The sequence below is a fragment of the Saccharomonospora iraqiensis subsp. iraqiensis genome (genome assembly GCF_000430445.1).
In the GTDB taxonomy this organism is placed as follows: domain Bacteria; phylum Actinomycetota; class Actinomycetes; order Mycobacteriales; family Pseudonocardiaceae; genus Saccharomonospora; species Saccharomonospora iraqiensis.
The window spans coordinates 85,169-88,213 of sequence record NZ_KE387062.1 but is presented as its reverse complement, the minus strand read 5'-3'; the positions used below and the strand labels follow the sequence as shown (position 1 = coordinate 88,213).

The window sequence follows — 3,045 nt, the reverse complement described above, 5'->3', positions numbered from 1 at the left end:
TGTCCGCGGTGTCGGTGGTGTCCGTCCCCGGCCGCACGGCGGGTCGGCCGCACGGCGGGTCGGCCGCACGGCGGGTCGGCCGCACAACGGAGTAGTCGCACAACAGAGTCGACCGCGTGCGCTGCGTACACACGGCAATGCCGCTCGGCTGACCGTCACCCGTACGGCCGCATGGCCGGGCCGAAGTCGTCCGACCGCCCACCGACCGATCACCGACCGTCCGACGCCGCCGGTCGCAGGTGCGCGGCGAAGTCGCAGACTCCGTGTCGCTGCGCTGGTAATCAAGTCAGGTGCCGCCCGCACGGCGGCACGGCACGGGCGTTTGCAGGCGAGTCACACAGGGAGGCGGACTTCGTGGCGGTACCACCAGGGCACACCGCGACCACGAGCGGTGAGAACGAAGCACGGTCGGTTCCGAGTCGTGTCGTTCCCCCCGTCGAACTCCCGTCGGAGGCCGAGGAACTCGCACGCAGGGCCGCGCCCCTGCTCGGGTGGCAGGGCAGTGTCCTGCCGCAGATGACCCTGTTCGGCAGGCGCGTGTTCGTGGTGGCGCGGCTGCGCCCGGACGCGCACGCCGAGCGGATCGCGACGGGCGTCGGCCCGGTCACCGACCGGGCGACCGTCGCGACGTGGACCTGGCCGGAACTCGCCGACGTCGCTCCGCAGCCCGCCGTCCGGATCTCCGGGGTCCTCGCGGTGGCCCGGCACTGGCGGACCGGGATGGCCACCACGGTGCCGTTCGCCCGCTACGGGGAGGCGGCCATGGTGCTGCCGTCGTCGGTGACGATGAGCCACGACTACGTGGACCACTGCCTGACCCGGGCGCGGCTGCACGGGATCGGTGTCGTCGGCGCCGACGACACCGCCCACCTCGACCTCGATCTCGGGTGTGGCGACGACCGGATCACCCTCGGCGACGACGAGGTGTGGCGGTGGGTCAACGAGCGGGTCTACGAGCAGCTGCTCGCGACCGAGCAGGACGGCCACCCGGACGGGGGTTCCGACCACGCCCCGGCGGTGTCCGGCTCCACCGGGGACGGCCACGCCGCGGCGGACCGGGCCCCGCGCCCGGAGGCCTGACCGCACGTGCGTCCGTGACCGACGGGCACGGCACCGGTCCCCGATCCCGTGCCCGTCCGGTCCGCGCCGGATAGGCTCGTCGTATGCGAGTCGTCATCGCCGGGGGACACGGCAAGATCGCGCTACGGTTGGCGGCGCTGCTCGCCGCCGACGGGCACACCCCCGTGGGGCTGATCCGGAATCCCGACCACGCCGCCGACCTGCGCGAGGCGGGGGCCGAGCCGGTGCTGCTCGACCTGGAGGAGGCCGGGGTCGACGCGGTGCGCGAGGTGCTCTCCGGTGCCGACGCCGCGGTGTTCGCGGCGGGAGCGGGCCCCGGGAGCGGGACGGCGCGTAAGGACACCGTCGACCGCGCCGCCGCCGTACTCCTCGCCCACGCGGCCGAACAGGCGGGGGTGCGCCGGTTCGTGCAGATCTCGTCGATGGGTGCCGGGGCGCCGGTCGACGAGGAGCAGGTGGGCGTGGTCTTCGCCGCCTACCTGCGGGCGAAGACGGCGGCCGAGGAGGATCTGCGCGGCCGGGACCTGGACTGGACGATCCTGCGCCCGGGCAGGCTCACCGACGAGCCCGGCACGGGCAGGGTACGGCTGGCCGAGGTGGTGTCCCGCGCCGACGTGCCGCGGGACGACGTGGCCGCGGTGGTGCGCGCGATGCTGTCCGACACCGGCACGATCGGCACCACCCTCGGGCTGATCTCGGGCGACACCCCGGTCGACGAGGCCGTCGCGCGGGTGTGAGCCGGCCGGGGCCGGATCACCCGTCCACCGGGCCGAGCACGCGGTCGAGGTACGGGTTGCCGAACACCCCACCGGGGTCGACCTCGGCCCGGAGCCTGCGGAAGTCGTCGAAGCGCGGGTACAGCGCGCGCAGTGCGGCGGCGTCCAGATCGTGCATCTTGCCCCAGTGCGGTCGCCCCCCGACGGAGGCCGCGATCCGCGCGAACCCGGTGAAGTACTCCCGGTAGGGCATCCCGACGTACTGGTGCACGGCGATGTAGGCGGAGTCGCGGCCGTGGGCGGTGGACAGCCACACGTCGTCGGCGGCGGCGACGCGCACCTCGACGGGGAAGGCCACCGGGTGCCGCAGCCGGGACACCAGCGTGCGCAGCTCGGCGAGCACGTCGAGCACGGCCTCGCGCGGCACCGCGTACTCGCTCTCGACGAACCGCACGGCACGGTGGGTGGCGAACACGCGGTGGGAGACGTCGCTGTACTCGCGGGCGGACAACGCGGCGGAGGCGACCGACCCGAGTGCGGGGACGAGCCGGGGCACCGCGCGGCCCAGCCGGCACAGCGTGCCGAAGGCGGCGTTCTCCATGACCGTGTAGTCCACGAACCGGCGCAGGGCCGACAGCGGGCGCGTCGTCGTGTCGCCCGGCAGTCGGGTGTTGCTCTTGACCAGGGCGTTCCGGCCGTACGGGAACCAGTAGAACTCGAAGTGGTCGGTCTTCTCGGCGCGTTCGTGGAACCCGGCCAGGACGTCGTCGAGCGGTTCCGGACGTTCCCGCGCCGCGAGCACGAACGCCGGTTCGCACCGCAGTGTCACGGTGGTCAGCACCCCGAGTGCCCCGAGCCCGACCCGTGCGGCGGCGAACAGCTCGGGATTCTCGTCCGGGGCGCAGCGCACCGGTGTGCCGTCCGCGGTGATCAGCTCCAGTGCCGCGATCTGGGTGGCCAGTCCGCCGAACCGGGCGCCGGTGCCGTGGGTGCCCGTGGACACCGCGCCCGCCACCGTCTGCGCGTCGATGTCGCCGAGATTGGTCAGGGCCAGCCCCAGCCGGTCCAGCTCGGCGTTGAGCCGCCGCAGTGTGGTGCCCGCGCGGACGGTGACCAGGCCGGCGTCGTGGTCGACCGTTTCGATGCCGGTCCAGTCCCGCAGGTCGAGTGCCGCACCGCCGTCGGCGGGCGCGGCGACCGGGCTGAACGAGTGCCCGCTGCCGAGGGGCCGGATGCGTCCGCCGCGCGC

At 74.3% G+C, this 3,045-nt stretch carries 3 protein-coding genes; 2 read left to right on the top strand and 1 reads right to left on the bottom strand.

Going from position 1 to position 3,045, the window contains the following annotated elements; translation table 11 throughout:
* Positions 1–354 precede the first annotated feature (354 nt).
* Positions 355–1,080, top strand: coding sequence for a hypothetical protein (locus ACTIR_RS0105540; RefSeq protein ID WP_026453526.1), 726 nt, complete (start codon positions 355–357; stop codon positions 1,078–1,080).
* An 83-nt stretch (positions 1,081–1,163) separates the two neighbouring features.
* On the top strand, positions 1,164–1,817 hold the full coding sequence (locus ACTIR_RS0105535) for an NAD(P)H-binding protein (protein ID WP_026453525.1): 654 nt from the start codon (positions 1,164–1,166) through the stop codon (positions 1,815–1,817).
* Positions 1,818–1,833: 16 nt separating this feature from the next.
* On the opposite strand, the gene ACTIR_RS0105530 is transcribed toward ACTIR_RS0105535, so the two are convergent.
* Positions 1,834–3,045, bottom strand: a 1,212-nt coding sequence (locus tag ACTIR_RS0105530) for a D-arabinono-1,4-lactone oxidase (RefSeq protein ID WP_026453524.1), incomplete at its 5' end; no start/stop codon positions are given.

Excerpts from the sequence above, each read along its gene's own strand:
- ACTIR_RS0105535 (WP_026453525.1), top strand. The coding sequence starts at position 1,164 with ATGCGAGTCGTCATCGCCGGGGGACACGGCAAGATCGCGCTACGGTTG.